Below are 4424 nucleotides of genomic sequence, written 5' to 3'. Positions count from 1 at the left end.
TAATCGGAATAATAATTCTGATAATGATAATGGAAAGGCTTGTGAAATAAAAACTGGCTATAACAGCCGTTTGGTAGCATGGCTGGTTTTGCATTTCTTAGACGGAAAGTACTAAGTTCAAAAATTGATTATATTTACAACAATAATTTAAAAAGTCGCCACGACTACCAAGCGGCGGCACGTTAGCCGTTATTTTAACCAAAAGAGAAAATTATGATTAAATTAGAAAATTTCGAAGAATTTTTAAATGGTATAAAATTATGCTACTCGGAAGACTGCCAAGAAAAATTACCCACAATTGACGATTTTCCTTCTACTCTATTTCTAGACAACTTGCTTGACTTTTCAAAAGTGGAAAAGCTAGCGAAAAATACATCAAATATATATTTAGCATCAGTATCAAAACGAATTTTAGGAATATTATTAATTCAAGAATCTAGAGAAAGAGAAATTAATCTCAATCTCAAAAAATGCTGGAGTTATATTTCAGAATCTATAAGAATGATTCCTAGTGAAGACACTATTTCTTCAATTGGTTCACAAGGTTTTCTCTCTATTCCATTATTTAAGTTCACGAATAATATGTCTCTGTTTGAATTTATTCGATTGCACATTTGGGACAAATCACTAGAGAAATATATTGACCAAAATGCATCAACTAATTTTTCAATTCATACTCATTCATTTCACGCTCATAGTTGGATAATCACTGGAAAAATTGTTAATGACCGCTATATTGTCACAGAATCTAAAGACAAAACACCTTACATTAGATTTACTATAAACTATAACAAAACATTAAGTCAAATTAACCAACACACATCAACAGCCAGTAATGATAACATCTATGTTATGCCTAACCAAATTAGTCACGAAGTATATATGAGTGGTGGTTCTTACCAGATCAAAGCAGCTAATTATCATAATTCAGGAACTGAAGATGAAGATGGTCTATCAGCAACTTTCTTTTGTTTCACAGCAAAAAATGGTATGGTAGACACTTCATATGTTGTCGGTCCAGCTGAACAAAAAGAGTCCGAAATAAATAGAAGAATGCATATAGACCCAAAATATTTATTAGAAAAAATTGAGAATAAACAAACTAATTTAAAATGACTGACGAAAAAAGAAAAATGATACTTGATTGGATGAGGAAAATTCATCAACTCGAGTATGCCAATATCTATCAATCAATTTATTGGTCTAATAGAGAGAAAGTCATAGGAATTTCAGCATTTGCATTATCAACGCTAATTGCTTGTTCATATAGATTTCCTGGAATTGAAGCTGAAACTTTCAATAAATTGCCTTTCATATTTAAACACGAATTTATGATTCCTCTCCTGACAACTATTGTTGCAATATTGACTGGTTTACAAACCTTTCTAAAACCCGGAGAAAAATCTGAAGCGCATAGAAAGTTGGGGAATAATTACGAAAAGCTTAGACACAAAATTGAACCTGTGCTAACTGGAAATTTAATGGAGTATGAACTAAATCAAAAGATAGAATCAATTAGAAAAGAATGGGAAAACATGGAATACTTAAATGTTTCACCAAGCAATTTTGACAAAGGAAAAAAGAGAGTAAAGTCATTGAATAAATATCCCGAAGAATTAGGTTTTCTTCCTAACCAATAAAAACAACGGCTAACAGCCGTTTCTCGCAATTGCGAATTTTGCTTAAGCCGGTTGTTGATTTTCCGCTGGAAAATCTTATTTTAGCAGAAAGTACGCAGTTCCGCAGTTCGCAACTGACGAGAAGCGGCGGCACGTTATAAGCCATTTTAAAACCTCGCTAATCATGAGAGACATTGAAAGAATAAAACCGATTATTGAAAGATTAGAAAAATTGTGGCTTGAAAATCCAGATTTTAGACTTGGACAATTAATCATGGGAATCACTCGAACTGAAGAAACTAATCCGAAGTTGTTTTATATGGAAGATGACGAGTTTTTGAAAAAAGTTGACGAGTTAGAAAAACTATTAACCGAAAATAGAAAATAATTTAGATTATGAAAGGTATCGTAAAATATGTAAATTCACGCAACGGATTGTGCGCTATTGAAGTTGAAACTAACAACTTTACAATTTTTGAAGATTTTGATGAGGGTTTATCAGTTGGAGATATTGTGACTGGAAACTTGGAAAGTTTGGGTGGAGAAACTCTTTACAATAAAACTCAGGGAATAGAAGTCGATGGCAGTATTGAAAATCATGGTTGCGGCGAAAATCAAATAGAAACTCAATTAAGGTTAAAATAAAAAACGGCTTATAACAGCCGTTTCTCGCAATTGCGAATTTTACTTAAGCCGGTTGTTGATTTTCCGCTGGAAAATCTTATTTTAGCAGAAAGTACGCAGTTCCGAACTTCGCAACTGACGAGAAGCGTCGGAACGTTACCGGCAAGCTCACAAAAATCTGCAAAAAAACCCAATGGAATCAAGAATAATTTACGAGTCTGACAAAACGTATTTGAATGGAATTCATTGGATAAAACCTAAAATAGATTCTCAAACTGAATGGTTATACTTGAATCCTGAAAATATTGCCGAAAAAGATTTCGAAAAAATATTTGACTCAAATTTTAACTGTGAAAAACTTTACTTTGTAATCAATAGAAGCGAGTCAAAAGAAGTAAATCAATCTGAAGCATATACAGAAATCAAACTTTTGTATGGACAGATAAAATTTAGAGTTTGGAATGAAAACTTTGAAAGCGTTGTTGAATTTGATAATGAAGTATATCGGAAAGGTACAAAGCCAGCCGGTAACAGCAGTTTGTGATTATGGCTGGTTTTGGGTTTGTCAGAAATGTCTCGGCTGACTGAAATTTTAGTTATATTTGAAAACGCAAGTGAGTGAAGAACGCCACAATCACAATCTGCGGCACGTTATGCACTATTTTCGGGACGAAAATATAAGCGAGTACGTCTTTTGGAAGCTGGAAAAAAGGAAAATAATAAAACATGGATTTCGAAGAGTTTAGAAAAGATATTGAATCAAGATTAATTTCAAAAATAGAATTTGAATTGCAAGAGTTTCAATATTTTCCATACAGTTTTGGAAGTGGAATTCTCGCCTATCGAATCAATGGACAAAATCATAAGTTAATATTTGATGGAAAAGAAAATGAATTAACTTGGTTGAAAAGCAAACCGCATCAGAAATATTTCGGATGTGACTTCACAGAATTTGAAAAGTTTGACGGATTAATGATTAGTGATGAAGTTTTGTGGAGAGGTTTAAAAAACAGTGCATAACAGCCGTTTGGTAGCATGGCTAGTTTTGCATTTCTTAGCCGGAAAGTACTAAGTTCAAAATTTGATTATATTTACAACTAATTATTATAAAAGTCGCCACGACTACCAAGCGGCGGCACGTTAGCGACTATTTCTTCTTAACGAGATAATATGGGATATTTTTGGTCAATGGGCATAAGTTTTAAAAACAAAGAACTTGCAGAGCAATGCGAGACTGAAATTGATAGCTTAATTTTAAGTGATAATACATTTGTTGGTTTGAAAAAATACGTAGAGCAAAATGAAAAACTGCAAACATATATTTTAGGAATATATCCTGAAGGTATGGAAATAGCTGAAAGTGAAAAATTATTCTCTTATCCATTTTTTCAGGAAATTAGAAACCAACTCAATAACATCGTTTTAAATTTAGAAATAGAATATAATATAGCCTTTTATGAGTTTGAGGCCGCAGACTATTTATTGAATGAAGATATAGTTGAAGATATTTCAAATTACGGCTTAGGGGAAATTAGAGAGAGAGATTTTAATGTTTTATATTTTGACGAAGAACATTATATCCCTAAAAGGTATTTTGACGGTTTAATACTTTCAAATGATGAGTACAAAAAAATAGCAATGGCATATCCGGAATTTGAACCATATAAAAAAGGGTATGTATGGTTACCGAACAGAAACAGTCGCTAACAGCCGTTTGGTAGCATGGCTGGTTTTGCATTTCTTAGTCGGAAAGTACTAAGTTCAAAATTTGATTATATTTACAACTAATTATTTAAAAAGTCGCCACGACTACCAAGCGGCGGCACGTTATACACCAGTGTTTTCCTGACGAGAACTTTTTCATTAAACTTCACTCCTATTTGCCAAGTTTGCGAAAACAGAAATGGAAATTTAGACTAGAATTTGTTGCGCTGAAAATGTTACGGAAAAAGTTTGCGTCGAAAATAGAAACCTGAAAATGTTTGCGGAAAAAGTTGCCGAAAATCGCGACGGTTTAGAAGATAAATTACGAGCGCAGCTCGAATTTTTTTTGAGAATAATGAAGTATTTTCAGAAAAAGTGAGATGAAAAAAAATTTTCGTGGAAAGTGTTTGTGGTTATATTGCGTGACAATCAAACTCAAAACACCGGTGTATAACAGCAGTTTGTGATTATGGCTGG

The 4424-nt window shown here is 32.9% G+C and carries 7 protein-coding genes; all 7 read left to right on the top strand.

Going from position 1 to position 4424, the window contains the following annotated elements; all coding sequences use genetic code 11:
• The first annotated feature begins 213 nt into the window (after positions 1-213).
• Positions 214-1116 carry a hypothetical protein gene (locus B3C16_RS15910; RefSeq protein WP_291133273.1) on the top strand — a complete coding sequence of 301 codons (903 nt, stop codon included), beginning with the start codon at positions 214-216 and terminating at the stop codon, positions 1114-1116.
• Positions 1113-1640 carry an SLATT domain-containing protein gene (locus B3C16_RS15905; protein ID WP_291133271.1) on the top strand — a complete coding sequence of 176 codons (528 nt, stop codon included), beginning with the start codon at positions 1113-1115 and terminating at the stop codon, positions 1638-1640. The genes B3C16_RS15910 and B3C16_RS15905 overlap by 4 nt, the downstream gene beginning before the upstream one ends.
• Positions 1641-1803: 163 nt before the next feature.
• Entirely contained in the window at positions 1804-2007 is a 204-nt protein-coding gene (locus tag B3C16_RS15900) for a hypothetical protein (protein ID WP_291133269.1), read from the top strand.
• Between the two features lie 8 nt (positions 2008-2015).
• On the top strand, positions 2016-2264 hold the full coding sequence (locus B3C16_RS15895; protein ID WP_291133267.1) for a hypothetical protein: 249 nt from the start codon (positions 2016-2018) through the stop codon (positions 2262-2264).
• Positions 2265-2436: 172 nt separating this feature from the next.
• Positions 2437-2787 carry a hypothetical protein gene (locus tag B3C16_RS15890; RefSeq protein ID WP_291133265.1) on the top strand — a complete coding sequence of 117 codons (351 nt, stop codon included), beginning with the start codon at positions 2437-2439 and terminating at the stop codon, positions 2785-2787.
• Between the two features lie 182 nt (positions 2788-2969).
• The gene (locus B3C16_RS15885; RefSeq protein ID WP_291133263.1) at positions 2970-3263 is read left to right on the top strand and encodes a hypothetical protein; all 294 of its coding nucleotides are present in this window, start codon (positions 2970-2972) and stop codon (positions 3261-3263) included.
• Between the two features lie 150 nt (positions 3264-3413).
• Positions 3414-3950: a hypothetical protein gene (locus B3C16_RS15880; protein ID WP_291133261.1), complete on the top strand. Its 537-nt coding sequence runs from the start codon at positions 3414-3416 to the stop codon at positions 3948-3950.
• Positions 3951-4424 lie beyond the last annotated feature (474 nt).

Source organism: Flavobacterium sp. UBA7682 (assembly GCF_002482945.1).
In the GTDB taxonomy this organism is placed as follows: domain Bacteria; phylum Bacteroidota; class Bacteroidia; order Flavobacteriales; family Flavobacteriaceae; genus Flavobacterium.
Note: the sequence above shows the minus strand (reverse complement) of the source record. Positions and strands in the feature narration are given on the sequence as shown.

What these genes read in the sequence shown, in the direction of transcription:
- B3C16_RS15910 (WP_291133273.1), top strand. Translation starts at nt 214, where the DNA reads ATGATTAAATTAGAAAATTTCGAAGAATTTTTAAATGGTATAAAATTA.
- B3C16_RS15905 (WP_291133271.1), top strand. Translation starts at nt 1,113, where the DNA reads ATGACTGACGAAAAAAGAAAAATGATACTTGATTGGATGAGGAAAATT.
- B3C16_RS15900 (WP_291133269.1), top strand. Translation starts at nt 1,804, where the DNA reads ATGAGAGACATTGAAAGAATAAAACCGATTATTGAAAGATTAGAAAAA.
- B3C16_RS15895 (WP_291133267.1), top strand. Translation starts at nt 2,016, where the DNA reads ATGAAAGGTATCGTAAAATATGTAAATTCACGCAACGGATTGTGCGCT.
- B3C16_RS15890 (WP_291133265.1), top strand. Translation starts at nt 2,437, where the DNA reads ATGGAATCAAGAATAATTTACGAGTCTGACAAAACGTATTTGAATGGA.
- B3C16_RS15885 (WP_291133263.1), top strand. Translation starts at nt 2,970, where the DNA reads ATGGATTTCGAAGAGTTTAGAAAAGATATTGAATCAAGATTAATTTCA.
- B3C16_RS15880 (WP_291133261.1), top strand. Translation starts at nt 3,414, where the DNA reads ATGGGATATTTTTGGTCAATGGGCATAAGTTTTAAAAACAAAGAACTT.